The following is a 25,338-nucleotide window of genomic DNA, read 5'->3' on the forward strand; positions in this document are numbered from 1 at the left end:
GTCCGCGTACTGGGCGTACGCGGGCGATCCCGACAACGCGGCGAGGCGCCGTGCCAGGCGTCGCGGGGCAGGCGGGACTTTCGAAACGCGCCCTAATTGCGTGTTCCGAGGCGGCCGCCCTCCCTGTATGGGCCAGGTCGGCGGCGGCGAAGTCAGCCGGCCTGCGACGGAGCAGTGACCAGACACCCTCAGCCGGTTTGCCGCAGTGCGGGGACCGATGGACAGGAAAATGCGAGCACGCCGATTATCGGCAGTGAGGGACTGTTGTGGCTGGTCGAGCTGACCGGGGCTCGGCTCCGCCTGGGGCGATGGTGTGCGGGATGGGAGCACCCCGCGCACGCCACTAGGGACCCGCAGTCGGGAACGGCGCCCCCTGCATCCCGGTGCCGGCCGATCCCCCGCCGGAGGCATCGCCTTGACCGTAAGCCGCTCTATGCGGTGATCGACTCATGGCCACCGGCCCTATCCACCTGTGGGCGCGCGTCGGCGCAGCGCGCGCGGAGCGGGCCGAAGGCAGGAGCGCAGCGCGCGGCGGAGCCGGGAAGCGCGCCCGGCGGAGCGGAGCGCAGCCGGGTGCCTTGGGACCAGTAGTAGTAAGGGTTGTGACTCAGCCGAGGTTTTGGGGGTTCCGCAGCACCAGGTTCAAGGGTTCCCGGACCACAAGACGCCAACGATCTGCGAGGTGCCTTCAGGATCCGGCAGGAGTGTCCTCAACCAGGCACGCGTTGCGTAGCGCCCACTCGAAGCCGTCGCGAGTGATCTCCACAGCGAGAACCGTCTCCTGCCCCGCCTTCGTGCCCCAGCCGCAGCGGTACAAAGAGTGACCAGGTCGGGCACTGCAAGGGCCGGGGGCCGAGCGGGAGGGGGTCGATCACCAAGCCGGTCTTGTCGTACCCGCAGCGGCGCTTGCCGGTGTGCAGTCTTCCGCCCTGGGCGCGGTCGATCATGGAATCGATCCGCTGCGGTGATCGGCTCACTGGAGGCCGCCGTGGGACCGCTGGCCCTCCCCGCCAGGCCGAACGTCACTGGTCGCCGGAGCGGCGTGGTGTTGTCATGGGTAGGGAGACGGGCGTGGACGAGCGGCCGCGAAGGCCGGACCGCCGCGCCGTCACGAAGCGGAGGAGGCCGATGCCATGCTGCACCGCCGCACGGTCGGTGACGTGATGACCGAAGAAGTCATCACCCTCCGCCCCGACACACCGTTCCACGAGATCGCCTCTCTGCTGGACGCGAACGACATCGCCGCCGCCCCGGTCGTCGATGACGAGGGCGCCCCCATCGGCGTCGTATCCGCGTCCGACGTGCTGCGGCACGAGACCGGCATGCCCGATCCGCAGGGGCAGGACGGGAACGACGAGCGGGCATGGGGCAAAGCCCGCGCCCGGACCGCGGGCGCGCTCATGAGCAGCCCTGTCTTCACCGCCCGTGCCGACTGGACGATCCCCCGGGCCGCGCGGGAACTCCGCAGGCGGCACGTCAAGCAACTGCCGGTCGTCGGCGAGCACGGGCTCCTGACCGGCATCGTCAGCCGTAGCGACCTGCTGACCGCCTTCACCCGCTCCGACGTCGAAATCCGCGGCGAGATCGAGCGGGACGTCCTGGGGCGCATCCTCGGCCTGGAAGAGGGCACCGTCGCGGTCGAGGTCCGGGACGGTGCCGTTACCCTGCGGGGTCACGTCCCGGAACCGCGTCTTGTCCCGGTGGTCGTGGGCCTGTGCCAGGGCGTCGACGGTGTCGTCGCCGTGCAGGCCCGCCTCGCGGCCGCCCGGGCGGACTAGTCGCTGGTGACTTCGCGCGCCGGAGCGATGCGCGTCGGGCTGTACGCCCATGCCCGACCGCACGACGTCCGGGGCTCACGGAGCTGCCCAACCAGCTCGAAGAGCCCGATCACTGCGGCAGCGCCTTCCGCCATCGCCGACACCCGCGTCGTGAGCGTCGGCGCAGTAGCGCGATGGGCGGCAGCCGGCCGTTCGGCGAGTGCCTCGGTCACGGGCGCAGGTGCGCCGTGAGTTCGTCCTCGGCGGGGTACGGCCGCTCCTCGGGCAGCAGTCGGGCCGCGGAGTCCAGGTCGCCGCTGCTGACGAGTGCGTGGATCTCGCGGGCGAGCGGAGTCACGTCGCTGATGGAGACCGTCCACTCGTCCGCGTATCGCCGTACGGCCTCACCGGAGAGCCCGAGTTGCAACGAGCGGTAGGGCAGGGGCCGCAGGCGCAGATCGCGCTCGGGGTCCCACTGGACGCGGGTCGGCGCACGCTTCAGCTCGCGTTGCCAGGTGCTGTGGTCGGAATGCAGCCCACGTACGTAACTCGACAGGCACGCGTTGCGCAGTGCCCACTCGAAGCCGTCGCGAGTGATCTCCACAGCGAGAACCGTCTCCTGCCCCGCCTTCGTGCCCCAGCCGCAGCGGTACATCATCCACAGGAACGACGGCTTGATCCACGTCATACGATCCCGCTTCCACGCGGCGGGGAATCGGCCCCGGCGAACCGCGGGCATGCCGATCTCGGGGCAGTACGCCTGATAGACGGTGACCGTGGATGCGGTGTGGAACGCGCGGATCCTGCGCTGCGGTTCTTCCATGGAGCACAGGGTGAGGCCGACGGATCCCTGTCGGCCATTGATTTTCGAATGCGGCTGCTTCCGCAGGACGACTCGGCCGTGGCACCGCGCGTCCGACGACACCACGGCCGGTTGCACCGGGCTCATGCTCGTCCGGCTCCTGCTCCGTGACCTCTGGAGCAGGAGCGAACCCCGTCGGACAGGACGCCCCCAGTTGGTCTCGAACGGGGTACTTAGCTTGACTCCCGTCCCCCTGGCCCGCAGTACCCGTTCGGGTTTTTGGTGTCCGAAAGGTACTGCTGGTGGTACAACTCCCCAGGCAGGAGCCACGATTCCGGAGGGGGCCTGTCGCGGTGTCGCCAGACAGGCGTGCCAGGTATCCGTTCGCCCCGAGCGGGCAAGCGTCCTACTCTCGGCACATGAACAGGCCACTCGTCGCAATCCTCAGTGGTGCAGGCATCTCCACTGATTCCGGAATCCCCGATTATCGCGGACCGAACGGGCTGTGGCGGAAGGATCCCGGGGCCGAGAAGCTCGTGACCTACGAGTACTACATGGGTGACTCGGAGATCCGGCGACGTTCCTGGCAGATGCGGCGCAGGAACCGCGCGCTCACGGCCGAGCCGAACGCCGCGCACCGGGCCGTGGCCGAGCTGGAGCGGGCCGGGGTGCCGGTCAGGGTGATCACACAGAACGTGGACGGACTGCACCAGCTCGCCGGGATGCCCGCCCGCAAGGTACTGGAACTGCACGGCAGCGTGCGCAGTGTGGTGTGCACGCGGTGCGGGGCGCGCGGCCCGATGGAGGACGCCCTGGAACGGGTGGCGGCCGGGGAGGAGGACCCGCCGTGCCGGGAATGCGGCGGGATCCTCAAGTCGGCCACCGTGATGTTCGGCGAACGCCTCGACCCGGCGGTCCTCGGCGAGGCCGTAGCCATCACCAAAGCCTGCACCGTATTCATCGCGATCGGCAGCAGCCTCCAGGTGCAGCCCGCCGCCGGGCTCACGCGCATCGCCGCCGACCACGGGGCCCGGCTGATCATCGTCAACGCCGAGCCGACGCCGTACGACGACATCGCCGACGAGATCGTGCGCGAGCCGATCGGCACGGCGCTTCCCGCGCTGCTGCGCGGGCTGCGCGACGGCTCGCACAGCGGCTAGAAGAGGGCCGTTCCCCGTTCGAAGTCCAGCAGGCGCCGCTTTCTGGGCAGGCCGCCGCCGTAGCCGGTGAGGCTGCCGCCCGTGCCGATCACCCGGTGGCAGGGGACGATGATGCCGATGGGGTTCTTGCCGTTGGCGAGGCCGACCGCGCGGGAGGCGCCCGGGTTGCCGAGGGCGGCGGCGAGTTCGCCGTAGGAGCGGGTCTCGCCGTAGGGGATCTTCCGCAGCTGGTCCCAGACGCTGCGCTGGAACGGGGTTCCGTGCAGGCGCAGCGGGACAGTGAACTCCTTCAACCCGCCCGCGAAGTAGGCCTCCAGCTGGTCGATGGCCTCGCCGAAGGGGCGGTCGTCGGGCTCGCCGAAGGACTCCTCGGGCGGGCGGTGGCGCTGCTCGGTCATGTACAGGCCACACAGGACGCCGTCGTCGGCGACGAGGGTCAGCAGGTCGTATGGGCTGTCGATCACGGTGTGCTGCTTCATGGCGGAACGTCCTCAGACGGGAAGGAAGTTGATCGGGTGGCTGTCGGTCGCCCACAGATACTGCACGGCGTACGCCCGCCAGGGCCGCCAGGCGGCCGCGCGGGCGGTGAGCGCGGCCGGGGTGGACGGCAGGCCGAGTTCCTGTGCGGCGCGCCGGATGCCGAGGTCGGTGGGGAGGAAGGCGTCGGGGTCGCCGAGGGCGCGCATGGCGATGACGTCGACGGTCCAGGGGCCGAAGCCGGGGAGTGCCAGAAGGCGGGCGCGGGTCTCCTCCCAGTCGCTCTCCACGCCCAAGTGGAGTGTTCCATCGGCGAGTTGGCGGACCAGGTTGAGCAGTGTGGTACGCCGGGTGCGGGGCATCGCCAGTGACTCGGGGTCGAGGGCGGCCAGTGCCTCGGGGGCGGGGAAGAGGTGCGTGAGACCGCCTTCGGGGTCGTCGACGGGCTCGCCGTGCACGGCGGCCAGGCGGCCGGCGTGCGTGCGGGCGGCGGCCGTGGAGACCTGCTGGCCGAGCACGGCCCGCAGCGCGAACTCGCCCTCGTCCACGGTGCGCGGCACGCGCCGGCCGGGGGCCTTGTCGACCAGGGGCGCGAGGAACGGGTCGGTGCGCAGCTGGTCGTCGATGGCGACCGGGTCGGCGTCCAGGTCGAGCATGCGCCGGCAGCGGCTGATGGCGACCGGCAGGTCCCGCAGGTCGCCGAGGGTGAGGCGGCAGGCGATGTGGTCCGGCTTCGGGGTCAGCGCGGCGATCCCGTGGCCGTAGGGCAGGCGCAGCGTCCTGCGGTAGGCGCCGTCGCGCCACTCCTCGACGCCGGGTACGGCGGTGGCCGCGAGGTGGCCGAAGAGGTTGTCCGGGTTGAGCGGGGCGCGGAACGGCAGACGCAGGGAAAGGACGCCGGGGGTGCCCGGGGTGCTGGGAAGCCTGCCGGACTCGGTCGCGCCGGGCCGCCCGGGGGCGCGGGTGCGCAGTCCGCTGGGTGACAGGGCGAACACCTCGCGCACGGTGTCGTTGAAGGTGCGGATCGAGGAGAAGCCGGCGGCGAAGGCGATCTCCGCCATGGGCAGGGCCGTGGTCTCGATCAGCAGCCGGGCGGTCTGGGCGCGCTGGGCGCGGGCGAGCGCGAGCGGTCCGGCGCCGAGTTCGGCGAGGAGCTGGCGTTCGATCTGGCGGGTGCTGTAGCCGAGGCGGGCGGCGAGTCCGGGCACACCCTCGCGGTCGACGACTCCGTCGGCGATCAGCCGCATGGCGCGGGCCACGGCGTCGGCGCGCTGGTTCCACTCCGGTGAGCCGGGGCTGGTGTCGGGGCGGCAGCGCTTGCAGGCCCGGAAGCCGGCCTGCTGGCAGGCGGCCGCGCTCGGGTAGAAGGTCATGTTCTCCGGCTTGGGCGGCACCACCGGGCAGCTGGGCCGGCAGTAGATGCGGGTGGTGAGGACGGCGGTGAAGAACCAGCCGTCGAACCGTGCGTCCTTGGACTGGACGGCGCGCACACAGCGCTCCCGGTGGGTGTGCATCCCTTTCTGCATGCGTCCAGCATCCGGCACGAGGCGGGCCGGGGGCTGGCGGGAATCCGACATCGTCCTCGTGTGTCCTGGGTCCGCGCTGATCGCCCTCGGACGAGACGAGGTCCTCAGGACGATCCTGGCGGCACGAAGACGATCCTGGAAGCGTGAAGCAACAGCCGCTCGTCACCTTCGGACACGGTACGGCGGACCGCGAACGACTCACGGAGCTCATCCGCGAGGCAGGGATCGCCGCCGTGGTGGACGTCAGGACCGCGCCCGGGAGCCGCCACAACCCGGACGTGGGCCGGGAGAGGCTGCTGCGGTGGCTGCCCGAGCGCCGGATCGACTACCGCTGGGAACCGCGACTGGGCGGATTCCGCAAGGTGCCTCCGGACTCGCCCGACACGGTCTGGCGCAACGACGCCTTCCGCGGTTACGCCGCCCACACGCGCACGGGCGAGTTCCTCGAAGCGATCACCCAGCTCCTCGAAGAGGCCGCGCAGCGGCGGACGGCCGTCATGTGCGCGGAGGCGGTCTGGTGGCGTTGCCACCGCCGTGTCATCGCCGACTTCGTGGTGCTCGCGCGCGGACGGCCCGTCCTGCACCTGATGCACGACGGCCGGCTCGTCCCTCACCGGCTCAGCCAGGGAGTGCGTCTGCGCGAGGACGGACTGCTCGTCTATGACGACCAGCGGTCTTCGGACCGCCCCGAAGAGGGACGTGCGCGGCCCGGCCGCGGTACCTAGTGCTGTGACCGGGAGGTTTGCCGGGAAGCTCGCGGCGTCCGGTGCCGGGGGCACCTCCCACGCCCTTCAGGCAGTGGGGGAGCGTCGCAAGGCGGGGCGTCGCCCGCGTACCGGACGTACTCGGGTGATGCGACAACGCGGCGAGGTGCCGTGCCGGGCGTCGCGAGCCGCGGCGAGGTGCCGTGCCGGGCGTCGCGAGCCGGTGAACCTTTCCGGTCACAGCACTAGGGTGGGGGATGCAGGTCTGTGTTTCCGGGGAGGGACCAAGGGCGGTTCTGAACCATGAGGGATGTACATCGACTCGAGCCCGTCTCGGCGAACCTGGGCAGCGGCACCGTGCTCGCGGCGTGGGAACGGTTCGTGCAGGGCGAGGATCACATCCCGGACGTCCGGCCCCTGGTGGCGATCTCCTGGCATCGCTGCCGAGAGCAGTACCGGGTCGATCCGCACCTCACGGAGGCCCCGGTCGCCGTCGCGGAGCCCGACCACACGCCCGAGCACGACGTCGTATTCGCCGAGCTGGGTTTCCGTGCCGCCTCCGTGGCGCATGAAGTGGGCAGCCTCGGTGGCGTCGTCACCGTCGCCGATGCCAGCGGCCGGATCCTGTCCGAGTGGGGTGATCAGGCCACGCTCGCCAGGGCCGGCGAGTCCCATCTGGCACCCTGGTTCTGCTGGTCCGAGTGCGCGGCTGGCACGAACGGCATGGGCACGGCGCTCGAGGCGCACGGCCCGGTACCGATCAGGGGCGCGGAGCACTGGTGCCAGGCGTTCCACAACTGGGTCTGCGCGGGCATCGCGGTGCGTGACGTGGTGACCAGGGAACCGATCGCGGTGCTGAGCATCTGCTGCTGGCGCAGCCGGCTTCCCGAGTCCGCGGGGAGCTGGCTGGCGAACGCGGTCACCATGACCCGGTACCCGCTGAAGAGGCGCGCCCGGGACAGCGGCGCCGAGTTGGTCGCGGCCTGCACCCAGGCCAGGGCACGCTCCGGTGCGGCGCTCGCCGCGGTGGACACCGCGGGCAAGGTGGTGATCGCCGACGACATGGCAAGCGTGCTCATGGGCGTCCCGGCCTGCACCCCGGCGGTCGACCCCACGCTGCGCTGGAACCCCGGGCTGCCGGAACTGATCGCGGCCGCCCGGTACGCCACTGCGCAGGCGGCCCACAATCCCGACTGGGTCGGCTCGACGCAGATCTTCGCCCACCTCGCCGACGAGCCGACGTCGATCAGCATCCGGCCGGTCTTCTCCTCGGGGCACCTGATCGGGCACCTGGTCGCGTTCGGTGCCGCCGACGGAGCGCAACTGCCCCAGGTGGAGACGTCCGCGCACCCCAGGATGCAGCCGCGCCGGCTGGTCGCGATGCGCGACAACCGGCTGGTGCTGCTGCGCTTGCCGGAGGTCTCCTTCGCCGAATCGCGGGGAAACGACGTGTGGCTCTCCACCGATCAGGGGCGGTTGCGGGCCGCCTCTCCGAGCCTGAACAAGCTCGAGGGTGAACTGGCGGATGCCGGCTTCCTGCGGGTGCACCGCCGGTATGTGGTCAACCTCGGCCGCATCCGGGAGATCGAGCGCGGGCTCAAGGGCGAGCTGTCCTTGGTCATGGATGACGGAACGAACGAGATGGTGCCGGTTTCCCGGCGGAACGCGCCGGCCGTGCGTCGCGCGCTGGACATCTGAGTCCCTCGGAACGACCTCTGTTCGGAAGGAGGTTCCCGTGACCGACAGTCCGGCCGCCGTTTCCGGCGGGATGAACGTCGGGAGCGCCAGCAACCGCGACTGGTGGCCGAACCGGCTCGACCTGACGGTCCTCCGGAAACACCCCGCCGTGGCCGACCCCATGGGCGAGGACTTCGACTACGCCGCGGAGTTCCGGACGCTCGACCTCGACGCCCTGGCACGGGACGTCGACGAGGTGCTGACGACGTCGCAGGAGTGGTGGCCGGCCGACTTCGGCCACTACGGGCCGCTCGTGATCCGGATGGTGTGGCATTGCGCCGGGACGTACCGCATCGACGACGGCCGCGGTGGCGCGGGCGCCGGTATGCAGCGTTTCGCGCCGCTGAACAGCTGGCCGGACAACCGCAACCTCGACAAGGCACGCCGGCTGCTCTGGCCGGTGAAGAAGAAGTACGGCCGCAAGATCTCCTGGGCCGACCTGATGATCTTCGCGGGCAACCGCGCCCTGGAGACGATGGGCTTCACGACCTTCGGCTTCGCCGGCGGCCGGGCGGACGTCTGGGAGGCCGACGACGACATCTACTGGGGTCCCGAGCGTGCCTGGCTCGGCGATGAACGCCACGGCGGCGTCCGGCAGTTGCAGAGCCCTCTGGCCGCCGACCAGATGGGCCTCATCTACGTCAACCCGGAGGGGCCGAACACCGTCCCGGACCCGCTCACCGCCGCTCGGGACATCCGCGAGACGTTCCGGCGCATGGGGATGAACGACCAGGAGACCGTCGCGCTGATCGCGGGCGGCCACACGTTCGGCAAGAGCCACGGCGCGGCCGACCCGGACACCTACCTCGGCCCCGAGCCCGAGGGCGCCCCCCCTGGAGGAGCAGGGCCTGGGCTGGAAGAGCGGCTACGGCACCGGAAAGGGCGCGGACGCCATCTCCAGCGGGCTCGAGGGCACGTGGACGCCCGCCCCGACGAGATGGGACAACGGCTTCCTCGAGACCCTGTTCGGCCACGAGTGGGAGCTGGGGCTGAGCCCCGGCGGTCTGTGGCAGTGGATCCCGAGGGACGGCGGCGGGGCCGGCACCGTGCCGGACGCCCACGACCCGTCGGCGACGCACGCCCCGGCGATTCTGACGACGGACCTCGCGCTGCGGTCGGACCCGGTCTACGAGCCGATCGCACGGCGCTTCCTGGAGCACCCGGACCGGCTCGCGGACGCGTTCGCCCGGGCCTGGTTCAAGCTGACGCACCTCGACATGGGCCCGATCCAGCGCTACCTCGGACCGCTGGTCCCCCGGGAGACGCTGCGCTGGCAGGACCCGGTCCCCGCCGTGGACCACGAGCTCGTCGGGGCGGCGGACATCGCCGCGCTCAAGAGCCGGATCCTCGCCTCCGGCCTTTCGGTCTCCCAGCTCGTATCGACGGCGTGGGCGTCGGCCTCGACCTTCCGTATCAGCGACAAGCGGGGCGGGGCGAACGGCGCGCGCATCCGCCTGGAGCCGCAGCGGGGCTGGGAGGTCAACGACCCGGGCACGCTGGCACAGGTGCTGCGCACCCTGGAGGGGATCCAGGAGTCCTTCAACAGTTCCCAGACCGGCAAGAGGATCTCGCTGGCCGACCTCATCGTGCTCGGCGGGGCCGCCGCCGTCGAGCAGGCCGCCGGGACCGCCGGCCACGACGTCCGGGTCCCCTTCGCTCCGGGACGCACGGACGCCACGCAGGAGTGGACCGACGCGGAGTCCTTCGCCCCGCTCGAGCCGACCGCGGACGGGTTCCGCAACTACCGCGGCAAGGGCAGCCGGCTGCCGTCGGAGCACCTGCTGGTCGACCGCGCGAACCTGCTGAACCTGAGCGCGCCCGAGATGACGGTCCTCGTGGGTGGCCTGCGGGTGCTGGGCGCCAACCACCAGCGGTCGCCGCTGGGCGTCTTCACCTCGGCGCCCGGGTCGCTGACCAACGACTTCTTCGTGAATCTGCTCGACATGGGAACGGAATGGCAGCCGACGTCCGCGACCGCGGAAACCTTCGAGGGCCGCGACCGCGCCACCGGAGAGGTCAAGTGGACCGGTAGCCGCGTCGACCTCGTCTTCGGCGCGAATTCCGAACTGCGTGCCCTCGCGGAGGTCTACGCGAGCGACGACGCACGGGAGAAGTTCGTGCGGGACTTCGTCGCCGCGTGGGACAAGGTCATGAATCTCGATCGGTACGACCTCGCGTGATTCTCCCACTCCTCCCAACGGCGGCACATCGGGTCCGAACGGTAGCCGGTCGCGGGCGAACGGCATGAGCGGCACGGCGTGATTCCTCCGGCGTAGCGTGCCTGATAACCAATTCTTTACCCTTTTCGGCGTGATTTTCGAGGGCAATTCGGATTCGGGTGAGGAGAGTGAAGCCCCGATGACGAACGCGCAGGAACGATCCGACCTGCTGAGCAAGATCGGATTGGCCGCACAGAACAAGGCAACGCTGGGTCAAGTGCTGGGAACCGGAACCATTGGGCAGGCCACCGAGAAGTCGGATGGCACCATGCAGGCCACCATTCGTATCCACCCGGATGAGCTGACCTGGGATCCCTCCATTCTCGTCATGCCCCATGGAGGCGATATCGAGGTCGAACTCGTCAATGACGACCGGAACACGCACTGTGCGCTCCTGCCGAGCAATGGCGACCGGAAGTTCATCTGGCTGGTGAACCACTCTCGAGGGCGGGCGAGCCTCAACCTCGACGGGCCGGGCTACTACTGGTTCGGCTCGCCCACGGGCAATGACGAGGGCAGGGGGCTGACCGGGGCCATCGTCGTGATGGGGGACGCTCCGCCGGAGGCCCGCCTCGACCGTCCCGAACAGCCGCGGCCGTAGGAAGAGGAGGTGGAGCACATGACCGTCCAGTACGTGGACGCGGGTTGGGCCGTCGACCAGGGAAGCCTGAGCGGCAAGGTCGCGGGCGGAGACGTCGCGCCGCCCGTGGTGGCCGGCGTCGACTACGAGCGGCTGCTCAATGCCCGCGAGGAGCCCCAGAACTGGCTCACCTACTACGGTGCCTACAACGGGCAGCGGTACAGCCCGCTGGACCAGATCAACACGGAGAACGTCAAGCGCATCGGCCCCGCATGGGTCTTCCAGGCCGGCACGACCGGTCTGATCGCGGGCGCGTCGACCTACTCGTTCGAGGCCGCCCCGATCGTCGTCGACGGGGTCATGTTCCTCTCCGGCTGGGACGGCTGGGTCTGGGCCCTCAACGCGAAGACGGGTGTGGAGATCTGGCGGTACAAGCACGCGGTTCCCTTCGACGTGTCCCTGTGCTGCGGGAACGTGAACCGCGGGGTCGCCGTGGCTCAGGGGAAGGTCTTCTTCGTCACGGCGAACGCCCGTGTGCTGGCGCTCGACGCCACCACCGGCAAGCGGGTCTGGGACAGGACCTACGGAGACGTCCGGGCCGGGGAGAGCGCCACGGTCGCCCCGCTGGTCGTGAAGAACATGGTCATCGTCGGCAGTTCCGGCGGCGAGTTCGGCGTACGGGGCCACCTCGACGCGTTCGACCTCGAGACCGGCGAGCACCAGTGGCGCTGCTACACCGTGCCGAAGCCCGGGGAACCCGGCTCGGAGACCTGGCCCGCCGACGGCGAGGCCTGGGCACGGGGCGGGGCGAACTGCTGGGTCACCGGCACCTTCGACCCGGAGACGAACCTGCTGTACGTCGGCACCGGCAACCCGGCGCCCGACTTCGACGGAGCCGTCCGCGAGGGCGACAACCTCTTCACCGACAGCATCATCGCCGTCGACGTGGACAGCGGTCAGATCCGCTGGCACTACCAGTGCACCCCGCACGACGTGTGGGACTACGACAGCATCGCCGAGTGCATCCTGTTCGAGCAGGACGGGCGCAAACTGCTCGGTCACTTCGACAAGAACGGCTATTTCTTCGTCCTCGACCGCACGAACGGCGAGAGGGTCCGGATCACCCCCTTCGTGGACCGCATCACCTGGGGGGCGATCACGAGGGACGGCCAGGTGACGGCCAAGCTGTACCCGGACAAGGAGGGAGAACCGGTCCACTTCTACCCGGGTCCGGCCGGCGCGAAGGAATGGACCCACGCGGCCTACAGCCCGAAGACCGGGCTCTTCTACGTCCCGGTCCAGGACACCGGGGCCACGGCCACCCGGCGGCGCCGGGAGTTCAAGGAGAGCATTCCGTACTGGGGCGCGGGCGTTCAGGTGGACATCGAGGACATGGCGGGGTCCATCAGCGCGTTCGACGCCACCGGCGAGGAGAAGTGGCGCTGGCGCAACGAGCTCCCGATGTGCGCCTCGGTGCTGGCGACGGGCGGTGACCTGGTGTTCGCCGGTGAGGCCTCCGGGGAGTTCAACGCGCTCGACGCCCGCACCGGGGAGCTGCTGTGGCAGTTCCAGTGCGGAAGCGGCCACCACAGCAGCCCGACCACCTACATGGTCGACGGCAGGCAGTACATCGCCGTGCCGGTCGGCTGGGGCGGATGGGCCGAGGGGTTCCTGCCCGGCATGCTCGGCGCGGGACACGGAAGCGCCCTGATCGTCTTCGCCCTTCCGGAACCGTCGTAGCGCGTGACCCGAGCCCGCCCCGTTCGGGCCGAGAGGAGGTGAATCCATGGAGTCTCAGCTCGATGTGTGGGAGACGCCCGAGTTCGAGGAGATCCCAGTCGCGGCCGAGGTGACCATGTACGTCGCCCGGTTGGAGGACTAGCGGACCCGGGACGGCGCCGGACCCGGTCCGGCGCCCTCCGACGGCTCCGGACGGCCACGGACGGCCGGGCCGGCGACGGACCCGGACCTTCGACGAACGGAGTGCCGGCGTGTTGCTGCGCGTGCTGGGCTCGGCGGCGGGGGGCGGCTCCCCGCAGTGGAACTGCGGCTGCCCGGTGTGCGCCGCGGTCCGCTCCCGGGCCGGCCTCGCGCGCACCCAGTCGTCGGTCGCCGTCAGCGCCGACGGCCGCCGGTGGTTCCTCATCAACGCCTCGCCCGACGTCCGCACCCAGATCGAGGCCTTCCCCGGCCTGCACCCGCACGACGACCGGACGACGCCGCTGGAAGCGGTGCTGCTCACCGACGCCGAACTGGACCACACGCTGGGCCTGCTCCTGCTGCGCGAGGCGCGCGCCCTGCGGCTGTACGCCACATGGGCGGTGCGCGAGACCCTGTGTGCCGGCTCGGGGATTCTGCGCACGCTCGAACGCTACTGCCCCGTCGAGTGGCGGGCGGTGACCCCCGGCGCCGACCTGGCCCTGGCGGACGGGCTGTCCTGCCGGGCGTTCGACGTGCCCACCAGCAAGCGCGACCGGTTCGGAACCGGCGAGGACCACGGCCGCGTCGTGGGCTACCGGCTGACCGACGAGCGCAGCGGGCGGACGCTGGTGTACCTGCCGGCGGTGCAATCGCTGGCGCCGGCGCTGCGCGGGGAGATCGAGGGCTGTGCCTGCCTGCTGATCGACGGGACCTGCTGGCGCGACGACGAACTCGTACGGCTCGGTCTGGCCGGCAAGACATCCACGGAGATGGGCCACCTGCCCATCGACGGCCCGGACGGCAGCCTGGCGCAGCTCCCGTCGCTGGGCGTGGGGCGGACGATCTTCGTGCACATGAACAACACCAACCCGATCCTCCTGGAGGACACGCCCGAGCGGCGTACCGTGGAGGAGAGCGGCATGGAAGTGGCCACCGACGGCCTCGAGGTCCAGGTGTAGAGCCGTGACGACAACGACCACGACAACCGGCGCCGACGGTTTCGTCCAGGCGTTGCGGGCCCATTCGCGGCGGTACCACGACCAGCACCCGTTCCATGTCCGGATGAACGCCGGCCGGCTGAGCCGCCGGCAGGTCCAGGGCTGGGTGGCCAACCGCTTCTACTACCAGGAGAACATCCCCCGCAAGGACGCCGCGATCCTCTCCAACTGCCCCGACGTCGAGGTCCGCCGCCGCTGGATCCGGCGGATCACCGACCACGACGGCACCGCGGCCGGCGAGGGCGGCATCGAGGCGTGGCTGCGCCTCGGCGAGGCCGCCGGGCTGACCCGCGAGGAGGTCCGGGACCACCGGCACCTGGTGCCCGGGGTGCGGTTCGCCGTCGACGCCTACGTGAACTTCGCCAGGACCCGCCCGTGGGTGGAGGCGGTGGCGTCCTCGCTCACCGAGCTGTTCGCGCCCGACCTGATGGCGGCACGGCTGGCCGCGTTCGAGCGGTGGTACCCGTGGATCGACCCCGAGGGCCTCGCCTACTTCCGGGCCCGTCTGGAGCAGGCACCCCGCGACTGCGAGCACGCCCTCGAGGTGGTCACCGCGCACTGCCTCTCCGCCGAGTCCCAGGCGCGCGCCGTCGACGCGCTGTCGTTCAAGTGCGACGTCCTGTGGAGCCTGATGGACGCCGTCGACCAGGCCTATCCGGAGTGACCACCATGGACCCGACCCTTACCGGAACGACCCGGGCCACCACCGGGACCCGCCACGGCATCGAGGTGTCCGGCTCGGACCGGCCCCGCCTGGCGCGCCATGTCCGGCTGACCTTCTGCCGGACCAGGCAGCGGCAGGTCCTGCTGCACCCCGAGACGGTGGTGGTGCTGAACGGCAGCGGCGCGGACATCCTCGCGCTGTGCGACGGGCGGCACACCGTGGCCGGGATCGTGGCCGAGTTGGGCGCGCGCTACCAGCGTGTTCCCGACGACGAGGTGCGGCAGTTCCTGAGCCGGCTCGTCGCCCGGCGCTGGGTGGAGCTCGACGATGGATAGCCCGTTCGGGTTGCTCGCCGAGCTCACCTACCGCTGCCCGCTGGCCTGCCCGTACTGCTCCAACCCGCTGAACCTGGGCGACTACCGGGACGAGCTGGCCACCGACGAGTGGCGGCGGGTGCTGGTCGAGGCCGCCGACCTGGGGGTGCTGCAGTGCCATCTGTCCGGCGGGGAACCGCTGCTGCGGCGCGATCTGGCGGAGATCGTGGCGGACGCCCACGACCTGGGCCTCTACACCAACCTCATCACCAGCGCCGTCGGGTTCTCGCGTCCGAGGGCGGAGCGGCTGCTGGCCGTCGGCCTGGACCATGTGCAGGTCAGCATCCAGGCCGACGAGCCGGCCGTGTCCGACCGGATCGCCGGGATCCCGTCCTTCCAGCGCAAGGTCGAGGCGATGGGCGTGGTCAAGGAGCTGGGCTGGCCGCTCACCGTGAACGTGGTGCTGCACCGGTACAACATCGACCGCGTCGCCGACGTGCTCAGGCTGGCCGAGGAGGTGGGTGCCGACCGGGTGGAGCTGGCCAACACCCAGTACTACGGCTGGGCCTGGCGGAACCGTGACGCGCTGCTGCCGAGCCGGGCTCAGCTCGAGGCGGCGGAGGTCGTCGTGCGGGCCGCCCGCGAGCGGTTGCGGGACCGCATGGACGTCATCTACGTCATCCCCGACTACTACAGCCGCTACCCGAAGCCCTGCATGGGCGGCTGGGCCTCCCGGCAGCTGACCGTGACGCCGAACGGTGACGTCCTGCCCTGCCCGGCCGCCCAGTCCCTGCCGTTGCCGCGGGCCAGCGTGCGGGAGGACTCACTGGAGCGGATCTGGTCCGAGTCGCCGGTGATGACCGCGTTCCGAGGGACCGACTGGATGCCGGAACCCTGCCGGAGCTGCCCCCGGCGGGAGGTGGACTTCGGCGGGTGCCGCTGCCAGGCGTTCCTGCTCACCGGCGACGCCGCCCGCACCGACCCGGTCTGCCATCTGTCGCCCGACCACGACCTGGTCGCCCGGGCGGTCGAGGCCGCCAACGCCGGCTCGCGGGCCGACGCTCTTCGTCTGATCCCCCGTTCGCACCGGGGGCGCCGGCCGGTCGGCCACCCGGGTGGGGCGGGCCGGCCCGCCCCCGGGGCCGAGTGAGCGCATCAGCCGCCGAACACCAGCGGCAGCACCGCGGCGGCGATGATCAGGCTGACCCCGCTCACCAGGTCCGCCCGGATCCGGACGAGGCGCGCCGCGGCCCGCCCGAGTTGCAGCCCGACCAGCGACATCACCGCCGTGATGAGACCGAGGACAGGGGCCGAGAACCACGGCGAGAGCCCGAGCATCCCCAGGCTCGCCCCGGCGACCAGGTTGTCCAGGCTCAGCGTCAACGGGATGCCGAACAGCGCCCACGGGTGGTCCAACTCGTCCGGCTCGGGGTTCCGGAGGGACGAGATGACGAGATAGAGGCCGTACCCGCCGAGCGCGACCGCGCCCACCACGTCGGCGACGCCCCCGACGGCCTCCCCGATCTCGCGACCGATCAGCAGCCCGACCAGAGGCATGACCGCGTCCCACAGCCCGAAGGTCAGCGCGACCTGCACCGCCCGCTTCAGACCGAAGGGGACGGTGCCGAGCGCTATCGACACCCGGAAATTGTCCAGGCTGAGGACGAAACCCAGGCCCAGCATCTCCCAGATCATGGCGACGTCACTGCCCGATGACGACCGACGCCGGCAGGAGCGACTCCGCCTCGGCTAATATCCGCCACAATTACTCATGCTATACGGCGATTTGCCGGAGTTCCGCCCGTATGGGGGTCAATCGACCTGTGCGGCGAACGCCTCGTAGGCCCGCTCGTCGAAAAGCACGAAGCGGACCTCTTCGACCGAGGTGCCGGCCTCCCTCACGGTCTCCACCGCGATCCGGGCCGCGTCGTCCATCGGCCAGTGGTAGACGCCGGTGGAGATCGCCGGGAACGCCACGGTGCGGGCGCCCAGCTCGTCGGCGACGCGGAGGGACGCGCGGTAGCAGGAGGCCAGCAGGTGCGAGCGGTCCTCGGTGCGGCTGTGGACGGGGCCGACGGTGTGGATCACCCAGAGGGCGTCCAGTTCGCCGGCCGTGGTGGCGACCGCCTGGCCGGTGGGCAGGCCCTTGGCGTAGCGGGAGGCGCGCAGGGCACGGCACTCCTGGAGGATCGCGGGGCCGCCGCGGCGGTGGATGGCGCCGTCGACGCCACCGCCGCCGAGGAGGGAGGAGTTGGCGGCGTTGACGATCGCGTCGGCGCGCTGCCTGGTGATGTCGCCCCGGACGAGCGTGATGACGGTGGTCATGTCTGGCGCAGCCTCCTCCAGACGGCCTTCGCGGCGTTGTGCCCGGACATGCCGTGGACACCGGGGCCCGGCGGGGTGGCCGACGAGCAGATGAAGACGGCCGGGTGCGGGGTGCTGTACGGGAACAGCGACGGTTTCGGGCGCAGCAGGAGCTGGAGCCCGGAGACCGCGCCGGAGGCGATGTCGCCGCCGACGTAGTTGGCGTTGCGGGCGGCGACCTCGGGCGGGCCGGCGGTGGCGCGGGCGAGTACGCGGTCGCGGAAGCCCGGGGCGAAGCGTTCCAGCTGGCGTTCCACGGCGTCGGTGAGGTCGCCGGTCCAGCCGTTGGGGACATGGCCGTACGCCCAGAAGACCTGCTTGCCCTCGGGGGCGCGGGTGGGGTCGGCGACGCTGGGCTGGACCGTGATGAGGAAGGGCCGGTCGGGTGCACGGCCCTCGCGGGACGCGGCGCGCAGCGCGGTGCCGATCTCGGCGCTGTCCGCGCCGATCTGGACGGTGCCGGCGCCGCGGGGCTCCCGCGCGGTCCACGGCACCGGGCCGTCCAGGGCATAGTCGATCTTGAAGACGCCGGGGCCGTAGCGGTAGCCGTCGTAGTAGCGGCCGAGGCCGGCGATGCGGGCCAGCGCGGTGGGCGAGGTGTCGAAGACGTACGCCCGCGCGGGGGGCAGGTCGTCGAGTCGCTTGACTTCGTAGTCGGTGTGCAGGGCGCCGCCGAGGTCCTTCAGGTACGCGGCGAGGGCGTCGGAGATCGCCTGGGAGCCGCCGCGGGCCACCGGCCAGCCGCGGGCGTGCGCGGCGAGGGCGAAGACCAGGCCGATGGCGCCGGTGGCGAAGCCGCCGAGGGGGGCCATGACGTGGGCGACGAGGCCGGCGAAGAGGGTCCTGGCCCGCTCGTCCCGGAAGCGGCGCATCAGCCATGTGGACGGGGGCAGGCCGACCAGGCCGAAGCGGGCCAGGGTGACCGGGTCGCGCGGGAGCGCGGTCAGGGGCAGCGACATGAAGTCGCGGGCGAGGGTGTCCCACCTGGGCAGGAACGGCTGGACCAGTCTGCGGTACGTGCCCGCGTCGCGCGGTCCGAAGGAGGCGGCCGTCTCGGCTACGGAACGGGCCAGCACGGCCGCGGTGCCGTCCGGGAAGGGGTGCGCCATGGGCAGCTCGGCGTGCAGCCACTCGAGGCCGTAGCGCTCAAGGGGCAGGGCGCGGAACGCGGGCGAGTTGATGCCGAGGGGGTGTGCGGCGGAGCAGGGGTCGTGCCGGAAGCCGGGCAGGGTGAGCTCCTTGGTGCGGGCACCGCCGCCGATGGTGTCCCGCGCCTCGAACACCGCCACGTCGAAGCCGCGGCGGGCGAGCTCCACGGCAGCGGTCAGTCCGTTCGGCCCCGCACCCACCACGACCGCATCAAGCATCGCCGGCACCTTCGGACCCCCTCGTCAGCCGATGGCCACTCGCGCCCAGGATATGCCGCGGGACCGACACACCGGGGGCGGGGCGGCGGAGCCCGGTCAGGGCGGGGTCGGGGCAGGGCGGGGTCGGGCAGGGCGGGGTCGGGCAGGGCGGGGTCGCAAGGGGTTGCCCCAGGTGCCTGGGCGGCGTTGGCCCGGGGCAGGCCGGCCTTGGGATGGCGGCCTTGGGGAGGACCGGCCCTGGGGGTGGGCGGCCCCGGGAGACTCCGGCCCCACAAGCAGTCCGGGCCGTGATCCGGTCTGCGGGCGCACAGAGGCGGAACGGCCCGCGCCACGAGGCCGGGGCCATCCGTCCGGGCGGGGCGCCGGCGCCCGAGCTGTCCAGGCTCGGGGCACACCGGTCAGGGCGGGCCGCGCCAAGCCGCATCCGCAGGGCCGCGGGCAGGACACCAGAGTCGCCAGGACGGGCCGCCGACGCCGGACAGGCCGAAGCGAGGCCGGTGTCCGGCGTACCCGAACGCACGGGATCGGCCACGGTCACGCGGCCGGGCCCCCGCACCCAAAGGCCCGGGTCACGGGACCAGGACCAACACGCCCGAGCATGCCGGCATAGGGACACCCTGATCACGGCACCCCGCGCCAAGCCGCCGACGCCGGACAGGCCGAAGCGAGGCCGGTGTCCGGCGTACCCGAACGCACGGGATCGGCCACGGTCACGCGGCCGGGCCCCCGCACCCAAAGGCCCGGGTCACGGGGCCAGGACCAACACGCCCGAGCATGCCGGCATGGTCCGACGTACCCGAACGCGCCGAAATCGGGGCGCCGAGGTCGGGCCGGGCCCGACCTACCCGGGCCTTGCCGGAGTCAGGGCGCCGGGGTCGGGCGTTCTGTGCCCGGCTGGGGGGTGGGGGTGTCCGGGGTGGAGAGCAGTCCCGTGATCCGTCGGGCCGTCGCCGTGTCCCGGGCTGCCGTGAAGGGCAGGGTGTTGCCGCCCGTGATCTGGAAGGGGGTGCCGGTCAGGGTCAGATGGGTGCCGCCGGCCTCCTCGACCAGAAGGAGGCCTGCCGCGTGGTCCCAGGCCGCCTCCCAGCAGAAGGCCGTGGCGTCCAACTCGCCCCGGGCGACCGCGAGATACTCCAGTCCCGCCGACCCGCAGGGACGCGGTGCGACACCGTCCGCCCACAGGCCGCGCAGCGCCCGCTTCTGTTCGTCCGTCGTGTAGTCGGGGTGGGACGTGGCGACTTCCAGGAGCCGCCCCGGCTCGGGCGCACCGCAGCGCAGGCGTGCGCCGTCGAGGAAGGCGCCGTGACCGCGTACGGCCGTGGCGAGTTGGTCGGGCGCCGGCGCGTACGTCCAGGAGGCGAGCACGACTCCGTGCCGGGCGAGGGCGACCAGGGTGCAGAAACCGGGGTCGCCGTGCACGAACTGCCGTGTGCCGTCGACCGGGTCGACGATCCAGACGGGGGCGTCGCTCCGCACCGCCTCGTACACCGCCGGGTCGGCGTGCACCGCCTCCTCGCCGACCACGACGGAGCCCGGCAGCAGGGCGCCGAGCGCGTCCGTGAGATACCGCTCGGCCAGCCGGTCCGCGTCCGTCACCAGGTCGTGCGGTCCGGACTTCTGGTCCACCTCGTGCTCCGCCAGTCGGCGGAAGCGGGGCATGATCTCGGCCGCGGCCGCCTTGCGCACCGCCTCCTCCACGTCGGCCGAGTGACGTGCGAGAAACTCTTCGATGGTTTCCGTCTCTTCGATCATGCCTCTATGAGACCATGCCCCACTGACATTCCCCGCCGGGCCGGTGCACTACGGGTGGAATCGGCGTGAACACCCGTCACCGGACATCCCGGGACGGTCCGGTGGACGCCCGCGGCCGGCGCCGGGTCACCGGCCGACCGCGTAGCCCTGCATCCCCCGCGGGTTGGCGGCCGCGGACAGGATGCCGGTCTCGGGGCAGCGGGCGACGGCGCACAGGCGTCCCTCGGACCACGGCCCGCCGACGGTCACGTCATGACCGCGACGGCGCAGCTCCGTGACGACCTCCGCGTCCGTGCGGGACTCGACGGTGACACTGCCGGGGCGCGTCCCACGCGGATAGAAGGAGCCGGGGAAGCTGTCGTTGTGCCAGTTCGGCGCGTCTATCGCCCCCTGGAGGTCGAGGCCGCCGCGGACGGTGGCGCGCAGCGCGACCGCGAGGAAGAAGTGCAGCTGCCACTGGTCCTGCTGGTCCCCGCCGGGCGTACCGAACGCCATGACGGGCACCCCGTCGCGCAGCGCGATCGACGGGGTGAGGGTGGTGCGTGGACGGCGGCCCGGCGTCAGCGAGTTGGGCAGGCCCTCCTCCAGCCAGGCCATCTGAAGCCGGGTGCCGAGCGGGAAGCCCAGTTCGGGCACGACGGGGTTGGACTGGAGCCAGCCGCCGCTGGGTGTGGCGGCGACCATGTTGCCCCAGCGGTCGACCACGTCGATGTGGCAGGTGTCGCCGCGTGTGCCGCCGTCGGCCGCCACGTCGGGTTCGCCCGGCACGGGTGACGTGGGGCTCTTGGCGAACGTCGGCTCGCCAACGCCCATCGCGTCGAACCCGCCCTCGTCGGCGGCCACCGCGTGCGCCTGCGTGCTCAGCCTCGGGACGCGCCCGCCGGGGCTGCCGGGCCGCAGCTCGTACGAGGCGGCGGCGCCGACCAGCTTCCGTCGCTCGGCGTTGTACGGCGCCGACAGCAGCTCCGCCAGCGGCACCTCGGCGGCGTCCCCGTACCAGGCCTCCCGGTCGGCCATGGCGAGCTTGCAGCCCTCGATGAGCAGGTGAACGTAGTCGGCGGAGCCGTACGGGGGCAGCTCGGCCGGGAGCAGGGCGAGTTGCTGGAGGAGCACCGGACCCTGGCTCCAGGGGCCGGCCTTGCACACGGTCCAGCCGTTCCAGTCGTACGCCGCCGGAGTCTCGTAGGTCGCGGACCAGGCGGCCAGGTCGGCGGCCGTCAGGGTGCCGGTGTGCCGTTCGCCGCTGGTGTCCAGCGTCGGCCGCCCGGCCTGCCGGACCAGCGCCTCGGCGATGAAACCGGCGCGCCACACCTCCCGCGCGGCCTCGATCCGCGTCTCCCGGTCGCCCGCGCCCGCGGTCTCGGCGAGCAGCCGCTCCCAGGTGGCGGCGAGCGCGGGGTTGCGCAGCAGCGAGCCGGGGCGGGGCGGGCGGCCGCCGGGCAGGTAGACCTCCGCGGACGAGGTCCACTCGGTCTCGAACAGCCTCCGCACGGTCTCGACGGTCTCGCCGACGCGTTCCACGGGCGCGTGCCCGTGCTCGGCGTAGCCGATGGCGTACTTCAGGACGTCGGCGAGGGACTTCGTGCCGTGGTCGCGCAGCAGCACCATCCAGGCGTCGAACGCGCCCGGCACGGCGGCGGCCAGCGGGCCGGTGCCGGGTACGAGGTCCAGCCCCAGCGCCCGGTAGTGCGCGACCGTCGCCCCGGCCGGGGCGACACCCTGCCCGCAGAGCACCCGCACCTCGCCGCCCACCGGGGCGAGCAGGATCGGCACCTCACCGGCGGGCCCGTTCAGGTGCGGCTCCACGACGTGCAGCACGAAGGCCCCGGCCACAGCCGCGTCGTAGGCGTTGCCGCCGTCCTCCAGCACGGCCATCGCCGACTGCGAGGCGAGCCAGTGGGTGGAGGACACCATGCCGAAGGATCCTTGGAGCGTGGGTCGGGTGGTGAACTGCATCCCTCACCTCAGTGTTCGCGTGCGTCAGCCAGCCCGATCAGTTGTTCAGACCGCTCTGGGGAGAATCTGGGGAGTTCGAGCTCGGCTCCGGCCGGCTCGATCAGGCAGCAGAGTACCGAGGCGCCGCCTGGCAGCAATATCCTCAACGACCGCCACGGGTGTCCCTTCAGCGTCCGGACATAGCCCGTAACACCCACACCGCGCATGCTTACGCACTCGCCGAGCCGCAGTTCGAAGGCCCCCCTCGCGACCGCGCCCAGCGTCACCACGCCTCTGCACGACGCGTCATCGAAACACCCGGCAGGCCGAGCGCACGCTGGACACGCTCGCCCGACGGCACAGCGTCTCCGCACCCCGGGTCGGCCCGCCTGGCCGCGGGGCCGACCCGGCATCACAGGCATCGTCCTCGGCGCCCGTACCGAGGAGCACCTGCGAGACAACCTCGCCACGCCCGACTTCGGGCTCACCCGAGGGGCAGGCCGTCAGGCCAGGACAGCTTGTCGAGTTCGCGTCAGCCGCCGAGCCAGGCGAGGGCGGCCACGGTCATGGCGCTGACGCCGGTGTCCAGCGTGGGTTGGACGACGGGGGCGAAGGCGGGGCTGTGGTTGACCGGGACGTCCTGGGCGATGGTGCCCTTCTTGGCGGCCTCGGCATACAGGTCGGCGTCGATGCCCCCGATGCCCCAATAGGTGAACGGCGCGCCGAACGCCTTCGGGATCTCGCTCATGTCCTCGCTGGCGGTCTGCAGGTCGATGGTGTGGGCGTCGTCGCCGAAGTGGGCGGCGAAGGCCACGGCGACGCGCCGGGTCGCCCCGTCGTCGTTGACGGTGGGCGGGAAGGCGGCCGTTCGCTCGATCTCGGGTGCCTTCGGCGACCCGGACGCCTCGCTCTCGGTCCGGACGATGCGCTCGATCGCCTTCAGGACCTGGCTGCGCGTGGCATCGTCGTAGGTACGGACGTTGAGCTCGACGACGGCGCTGTCGGGGATGACGTTGGGGCCGGTGCCGGCGTGGATGCTGCCCACGGTGACGACGGCGGGGGTGGTGGCGGCGAGTTCCCGGGAGACGATGGTCTGCAGGCGCACGACGATCATGGCGGCCATCACCACGGGGTCGATCGCCGCTTGGGGCATGGAGCCGTGGGCCCCTCGGCCGTGGACGGTGATGCGCAGGCTGTCCGCGGCTGACAGGAACGATCCAGGACGGGTGCCGACGTAGCCGGCCGGATAGGGCAGGACGTGCTGGGCGAGTACCACGTCGGGCCGGGGCGCCCTTGCCGTGAGACCGTCGCCGATCATGGCGTGGGCGCCGTCGCCGTTCTCCTCCGAGGGCTGGAAGAGCGCCACGAAGGTACCGCGCCAGGCATCCTTGGCCTGCGCCATCAGCTGTGCGCAGCCGATCAGGGCCGTCACATGCACATCGTGCCCGCAGGCGTGCATGACCGGCTGCTCGGTGCCGTCGGGACCTGTCCGGGTCACCGTGGAGGCGTAGGGCAGACCGGTCTGCTCGCGTACCGGGAGGGCGTCCATGTCCGCGCGGGCCATGACGGTGGGTCCGTCGCCGTTGGCCAGCACGCCGATCACGCCGGTGCCGCCGACGCCGTCGGTGACCTCGTAACCGAGATCCCGCAGAGCGTCGGACGCCTTCTTCGCCGTGCGGTGCTCCCGCAGGCCGAGTTCGGGATGCCTGTGCAGATCCCGGTAGAGGTCCTCGAGAGCGGAGCGGATATCGGCGAGGCCGGACAGCACTGCACGGTTTCGGTCGGTCACGGCGTCTCCTTGCGCGGATGGGACTGCTCTTCTTCTCCGTTTCGGGCGGCGGTGCCGGTGCCGTGCCGCAGCGTCGCGGCCGTCCTGGACCGGGCTGCCCGTCCAGGCTGTTGGGCAGGTTCCAGCCGAACCGCACGGCAGTGAGCCGGAAGGCCAGAGCCAGGGTGATGCCCAGGCCGGCGCCGATCGCCGGCACGCGGAGGTACACGCAGATCACCGTGACTCCGGCGACCGCGATGGCGACGGATCACGCCTCCGCCCAGACCGGAGATGATGCCCACCACCAGGAACCCGACCGGGTCCAGGCCGACCGTGCGGGCCACGGCGCCTCCCAGCAGCGCGCACGAGAAGACACCGGCGAGGTCGAGACGGCGCGTCGCGACCGGGATTCCGGCGGGGATCGGGGAAGCCGACCTCACACACACGGTGGACACGATGACGAGCCTAGTGATTCGCCGTCTCCACGGCACGCGCAGACGGCCACGGACAGTGACGTTCCGCGACGACACACGGCCGGCGGGTCGGATCGCCTGCGGTCACGACCGCGTGGGCGCAGAAGAGACGGGTGGTGCGGGATCGGATGTGCGGGCTGTCGAGGTCCGCAGACGCTGGGCGGTCGAGCCAGCGGCCGAACGGGGTGCGGACGGCCGCGGACACGTAGGCGTCGCTCACACCGCGCTGCCTTCAACGACCGTCAGAGGGGCCTCGGCGTCCGCCGACGACAGCGGGATCGGCGTGAACATGGGCGGCTCCTGGTCCGGGGTCAGCGCGGTCGGGCGCATCCTGCGGGCGGGAGAGTGCAGGCCGTCGGCCGCGATCATCATGCCGGCCTCGTGGTTCTCGCCGGAGGCGACGGTCACGCGGGCGCCGTTGTCGGTGTTCTCGTACGAGGTCACGTGCGCGTCGTTGATCAGCTCGGCACCGGCGCGCTGACACGCGCGCAGCAGCAGGCCGTGCAGGTCGCTGCGGTGGATGACCAGGTCGGGTAGTTCGGCAGCTCCCGGCCCATCTCCTTGATGTGGTTGGTGTAGTTGTGGCCGACGCAGACGACCTTGGAGGGACTCGGTACGACCGGCGCGAAGTCCGCGCCCTCGACCGGGTGGGTAGTGCCGGACGCTGCTGCCGCCCTGGCCTGCCAGTCCTCCTGGGCGAACAGTTCGCCCAGGTCGGCATAGCCGAGGTCGACGAGGACGTCGCCGTCGCGGCGGACCGCCCGGGTGCCGTCGGCGGTGCGGAGGGTGGCGAGCTTCATGGTCAGGCGTCCTTCTGGGTG

At 71.8% G+C, this 25,338-nt stretch carries 22 protein-coding genes and 3 pseudogenes; 12 read left to right on the plus strand and 13 right to left on the minus strand.

The annotated features are described in order from the left end of the window. Positions 1 to 715 precede the first annotated feature (715 nt). Positions 716 to 817, minus strand: a pseudogene (locus ACFY4A_RS36110) (DUF4291 family protein); the annotation flags it as partial. A 316-nt stretch (positions 818 to 1,133) separates the two neighbouring features. On the opposite strand from ACFY4A_RS36110, the gene ACFY4A_RS36115 reads away from it, so the two are divergent. Further along, complete coding sequence (locus tag ACFY4A_RS36115) at positions 1,134 to 1,778, plus strand: CBS domain-containing protein (RefSeq protein WP_390833546.1); 645 nt, start codon at positions 1,134 to 1,136, stop codon at positions 1,776 to 1,778. 208 nt (positions 1,779 to 1,986) lie between these two features. Here ACFY4A_RS36115 and ACFY4A_RS36120 read toward each other — a convergent pair whose 3' ends face one another. Continuing rightward, entirely contained in the window at positions 1,987 to 2,580 is a 594-nt protein-coding gene (locus ACFY4A_RS36120; RefSeq protein WP_390833547.1) for a DUF4291 domain-containing protein, read from the minus strand. 398 nt (positions 2,581 to 2,978) lie between these two features. On the opposite strand from ACFY4A_RS36120, the gene ACFY4A_RS36125 reads away from it, so the two are divergent. Beyond that, a complete protein-coding gene (locus tag ACFY4A_RS36125; protein WP_390833548.1) occupies positions 2,979 to 3,719 on the plus strand; it encodes an NAD-dependent deacetylase in 741 nt (246 codons plus the stop codon). Here ACFY4A_RS36125 and ACFY4A_RS36130 read toward each other — a convergent pair. After that, a complete protein-coding gene (locus ACFY4A_RS36130) occupies positions 3,716 to 4,198 on the minus strand; it encodes a methylated-DNA--[protein]-cysteine S-methyltransferase (protein ID WP_390833549.1) in 483 nt (160 codons plus the stop codon). The two genes, ACFY4A_RS36125 and ACFY4A_RS36130, sit on opposite strands and share 4 nt — an antisense overlap. A gap of 12 nt (positions 4,199 to 4,210) precedes the next feature. Continuing rightward, complete coding sequence (locus ACFY4A_RS36135; RefSeq protein ID WP_390833550.1) at positions 4,211 to 5,722, minus strand: AlkA N-terminal domain-containing protein; 1,512 nt, start codon at positions 5,720 to 5,722, stop codon at positions 4,211 to 4,213. 143 nt (positions 5,723 to 5,865) lie between these two features. Here ACFY4A_RS36135 and ACFY4A_RS36140 point away from each other — a divergent pair, with 143 nt between their 5' ends. The 10 genes and pseudogenes from ACFY4A_RS36140 to pqqE all read left to right on the plus strand — a co-directional run bounded on the left by ACFY4A_RS36140 (position 5,866) and on the right by pqqE (position 16,008). Then, positions 5,866 to 6,447 (plus strand): DUF488 family protein, encoded by a 582-nt coding sequence (locus ACFY4A_RS36140; protein WP_390833551.1) that lies wholly within the window; start codon positions 5,866 to 5,868, stop codon positions 6,445 to 6,447. Between the two features lie 282 nt (positions 6,448 to 6,729). Beyond that, positions 6,730 to 8,124, plus strand: coding sequence for a LytTR family transcriptional regulator DNA-binding domain-containing protein (locus tag ACFY4A_RS36145; RefSeq protein WP_390833552.1), 1,395 nt, complete (start codon positions 6,730 to 6,732; stop codon positions 8,122 to 8,124). 70 nt (positions 8,125 to 8,194) lie between these two features. After that, positions 8,195 to 10,343: pseudogene (gene katG, locus ACFY4A_RS36150) on the plus strand (catalase/peroxidase HPI). A 130-nt stretch (positions 10,344 to 10,473) separates the two neighbouring features. Next, entirely contained in the window at positions 10,474 to 10,983 is a 510-nt protein-coding gene (locus ACFY4A_RS36155; RefSeq protein ID WP_390833553.1) for an MSMEG_3727 family PQQ-associated protein, read from the plus strand. An 18-nt stretch (positions 10,984 to 11,001) separates the two neighbouring features. Then, a complete protein-coding gene (locus ACFY4A_RS36160; RefSeq protein WP_390833554.1) occupies positions 11,002 to 12,702 on the plus strand; it encodes a PQQ-dependent dehydrogenase, methanol/ethanol family in 1,701 nt (566 codons plus the stop codon). Between the two features lie 46 nt (positions 12,703 to 12,748). Next, positions 12,749 to 12,844: a pyrroloquinoline quinone precursor peptide PqqA gene (pqqA, locus tag ACFY4A_RS36165; RefSeq protein ID WP_390833555.1), complete on the plus strand. Its 96-nt coding sequence runs from the start codon at positions 12,749 to 12,751 to the stop codon at positions 12,842 to 12,844. A 109-nt stretch (positions 12,845 to 12,953) separates the two neighbouring features. Next, positions 12,954 to 13,841 (plus strand): pyrroloquinoline quinone biosynthesis protein PqqB, encoded by an 888-nt coding sequence (pqqB, locus tag ACFY4A_RS36170; RefSeq protein ID WP_390833556.1) that lies wholly within the window; start codon positions 12,954 to 12,956, stop codon positions 13,839 to 13,841. A 4-nt stretch (positions 13,842 to 13,845) separates the two neighbouring features. Next, the gene (pqqC, locus tag ACFY4A_RS36175; protein ID WP_390833557.1) at positions 13,846 to 14,544 is read left to right on the plus strand and encodes a pyrroloquinoline-quinone synthase PqqC; all 699 of its coding nucleotides are present in this window, start codon (positions 13,846 to 13,848) and stop codon (positions 14,542 to 14,544) included. 5 nt (positions 14,545 to 14,549) lie between these two features. After that, positions 14,550 to 14,879, plus strand: a complete 330-nt coding sequence (gene pqqD, locus ACFY4A_RS36180) for a pyrroloquinoline quinone biosynthesis peptide chaperone PqqD (RefSeq protein ID WP_390833558.1) — start codon at positions 14,550 to 14,552, stop codon at positions 14,877 to 14,879. After that, a complete protein-coding gene (gene pqqE, locus ACFY4A_RS36185) occupies positions 14,872 to 16,008 on the plus strand; it encodes a pyrroloquinoline quinone biosynthesis protein PqqE (protein WP_390833559.1) in 1,137 nt (378 codons plus the stop codon). Before pqqD ends, pqqE begins: the two co-directional genes overlap by 8 nt. A 5-nt stretch (positions 16,009 to 16,013) precedes the next feature. Here the strand turns inward: pqqE and ACFY4A_RS36190 are convergent, their stop codons facing one another. The 9 genes and pseudogenes from ACFY4A_RS36190 to ACFY4A_RS36230 all read right to left on the minus strand — a co-directional run. Beyond that, positions 16,014 to 16,553 carry a manganese efflux pump MntP family protein gene (locus tag ACFY4A_RS36190; RefSeq protein WP_390833560.1) on the minus strand — a complete coding sequence of 180 codons (540 nt, stop codon included), beginning with the start codon at positions 16,551 to 16,553 and terminating at the stop codon, positions 16,014 to 16,016. Between the two features lie 117 nt (positions 16,554 to 16,670). Beyond that, positions 16,671 to 17,183, minus strand: a complete 513-nt coding sequence (locus ACFY4A_RS36195; protein WP_390833561.1) for an O-acetyl-ADP-ribose deacetylase — start codon at positions 17,181 to 17,183, stop codon at positions 16,671 to 16,673. Further along, a complete protein-coding gene (locus ACFY4A_RS36200) occupies positions 17,180 to 18,589 on the minus strand; it encodes a phytoene desaturase family protein (protein WP_390833562.1) in 1,410 nt (469 codons plus the stop codon). Before ACFY4A_RS36200 ends, ACFY4A_RS36195 begins: the two co-directional genes overlap by 4 nt. 861 nt (positions 18,590 to 19,450) lie before the next feature. Then, positions 19,451 to 20,341 (minus strand): inositol monophosphatase family protein, encoded by an 891-nt coding sequence (locus ACFY4A_RS36205; RefSeq protein WP_390833563.1) that lies wholly within the window; start codon positions 20,339 to 20,341, stop codon positions 19,451 to 19,453. A gap of 126 nt (positions 20,342 to 20,467) precedes the next feature. Then, positions 20,468 to 22,297, minus strand: a complete 1,830-nt coding sequence (locus ACFY4A_RS36210; protein WP_390833564.1) for a gamma-glutamyltransferase family protein — start codon at positions 22,295 to 22,297, stop codon at positions 20,468 to 20,470. A gap of 511 nt (positions 22,298 to 22,808) precedes the next feature. Next, positions 22,809 to 24,065, minus strand: a complete 1,257-nt coding sequence (locus tag ACFY4A_RS36215; protein ID WP_390833565.1) for a M20 family metallopeptidase — start codon at positions 24,063 to 24,065, stop codon at positions 22,809 to 22,811. Beyond that, complete coding sequence (locus tag ACFY4A_RS36220) at positions 24,062 to 24,574, minus strand: TRIC cation channel family protein (RefSeq protein WP_390833566.1); 513 nt, start codon at positions 24,572 to 24,574, stop codon at positions 24,062 to 24,064. Before ACFY4A_RS36220 ends, ACFY4A_RS36215 begins: the two co-directional genes overlap by 4 nt. Positions 24,575 to 24,733: 159 nt before the next feature. Next, positions 24,734 to 24,961, minus strand: coding sequence for a hypothetical protein (locus ACFY4A_RS36225; RefSeq protein ID WP_390833567.1), 228 nt, complete (start codon positions 24,959 to 24,961; stop codon positions 24,734 to 24,736). Between the two features lie 83 nt (positions 24,962 to 25,044). Beyond that, positions 25,045 to 25,317 (minus strand): annotated as a pseudogene (locus ACFY4A_RS36230) (2-hydroxyhepta-2,4-diene-1,7-dioate isomerase); the annotation flags it as partial. Positions 25,318 to 25,338 lie beyond the last annotated feature (21 nt).

Source organism: Streptomyces sp. NPDC001292 (assembly GCF_042896465.1).
GTDB lineage: Bacteria > Actinomycetota > Actinomycetes > Streptomycetales > Streptomycetaceae > Streptomyces.

Excerpts from the sequence above, each read along its gene's own strand:
- ACFY4A_RS36115 (WP_390833546.1), top strand. The coding sequence starts at position 1,134 with ATGCTGCACCGCCGCACGGTCGGTGACGTGATGACCGAAGAAGTCATC.
- ACFY4A_RS36120 (WP_390833547.1), bottom strand. The coding sequence starts at position 2,580 with ATGGAAGAACCGCAGCGCAGGATCCGCGCGTTCCACACCGCATCCACG.
- ACFY4A_RS36125 (WP_390833548.1), top strand. The coding sequence starts at position 2,979 with ATGAACAGGCCACTCGTCGCAATCCTCAGTGGTGCAGGCATCTCCACT.
- ACFY4A_RS36130 (WP_390833549.1), bottom strand. The coding sequence starts at position 4,198 with ATGAAGCAGCACACCGTGATCGACAGCCCATACGACCTGCTGACCCTC.
- ACFY4A_RS36135 (WP_390833550.1), bottom strand. The coding sequence starts at position 5,722 with ATGCAGAAAGGGATGCACACCCACCGGGAGCGCTGTGTGCGCGCCGTC.
- ACFY4A_RS36145 (WP_390833552.1), top strand. The coding sequence starts at position 6,730 with ATGAGGGATGTACATCGACTCGAGCCCGTCTCGGCGAACCTGGGCAGC.
- ACFY4A_RS36160 (WP_390833554.1), top strand. The coding sequence starts at position 11,002 with ATGACCGTCCAGTACGTGGACGCGGGTTGGGCCGTCGACCAGGGAAGC.
- pqqA (WP_390833555.1), top strand. The coding sequence starts at position 12,749 with ATGGAGTCTCAGCTCGATGTGTGGGAGACGCCCGAGTTCGAGGAGATC.
- pqqD (WP_390833558.1), top strand. The coding sequence starts at position 14,550 with ATGGACCCGACCCTTACCGGAACGACCCGGGCCACCACCGGGACCCGC.
- pqqE (WP_390833559.1), top strand. The coding sequence starts at position 14,872 with ATGGATAGCCCGTTCGGGTTGCTCGCCGAGCTCACCTACCGCTGCCCG.
- ACFY4A_RS36190 (WP_390833560.1), bottom strand. The coding sequence starts at position 16,553 with ATGATCTGGGAGATGCTGGGCCTGGGTTTCGTCCTCAGCCTGGACAAT.
- ACFY4A_RS36195 (WP_390833561.1), bottom strand. The coding sequence starts at position 17,183 with ATGACCACCGTCATCACGCTCGTCCGGGGCGACATCACCAGGCAGCGC.
- ACFY4A_RS36200 (WP_390833562.1), bottom strand. The coding sequence starts at position 18,589 with ATGCTTGATGCGGTCGTGGTGGGTGCGGGGCCGAACGGACTGACCGCT.
- ACFY4A_RS36205 (WP_390833563.1), bottom strand. The coding sequence starts at position 20,341 with ATGATCGAAGAGACGGAAACCATCGAAGAGTTTCTCGCACGTCACTCG.
- ACFY4A_RS36210 (WP_390833564.1), bottom strand. The coding sequence starts at position 22,297 with ATGCAGTTCACCACCCGACCCACGCTCCAAGGATCCTTCGGCATGGTG.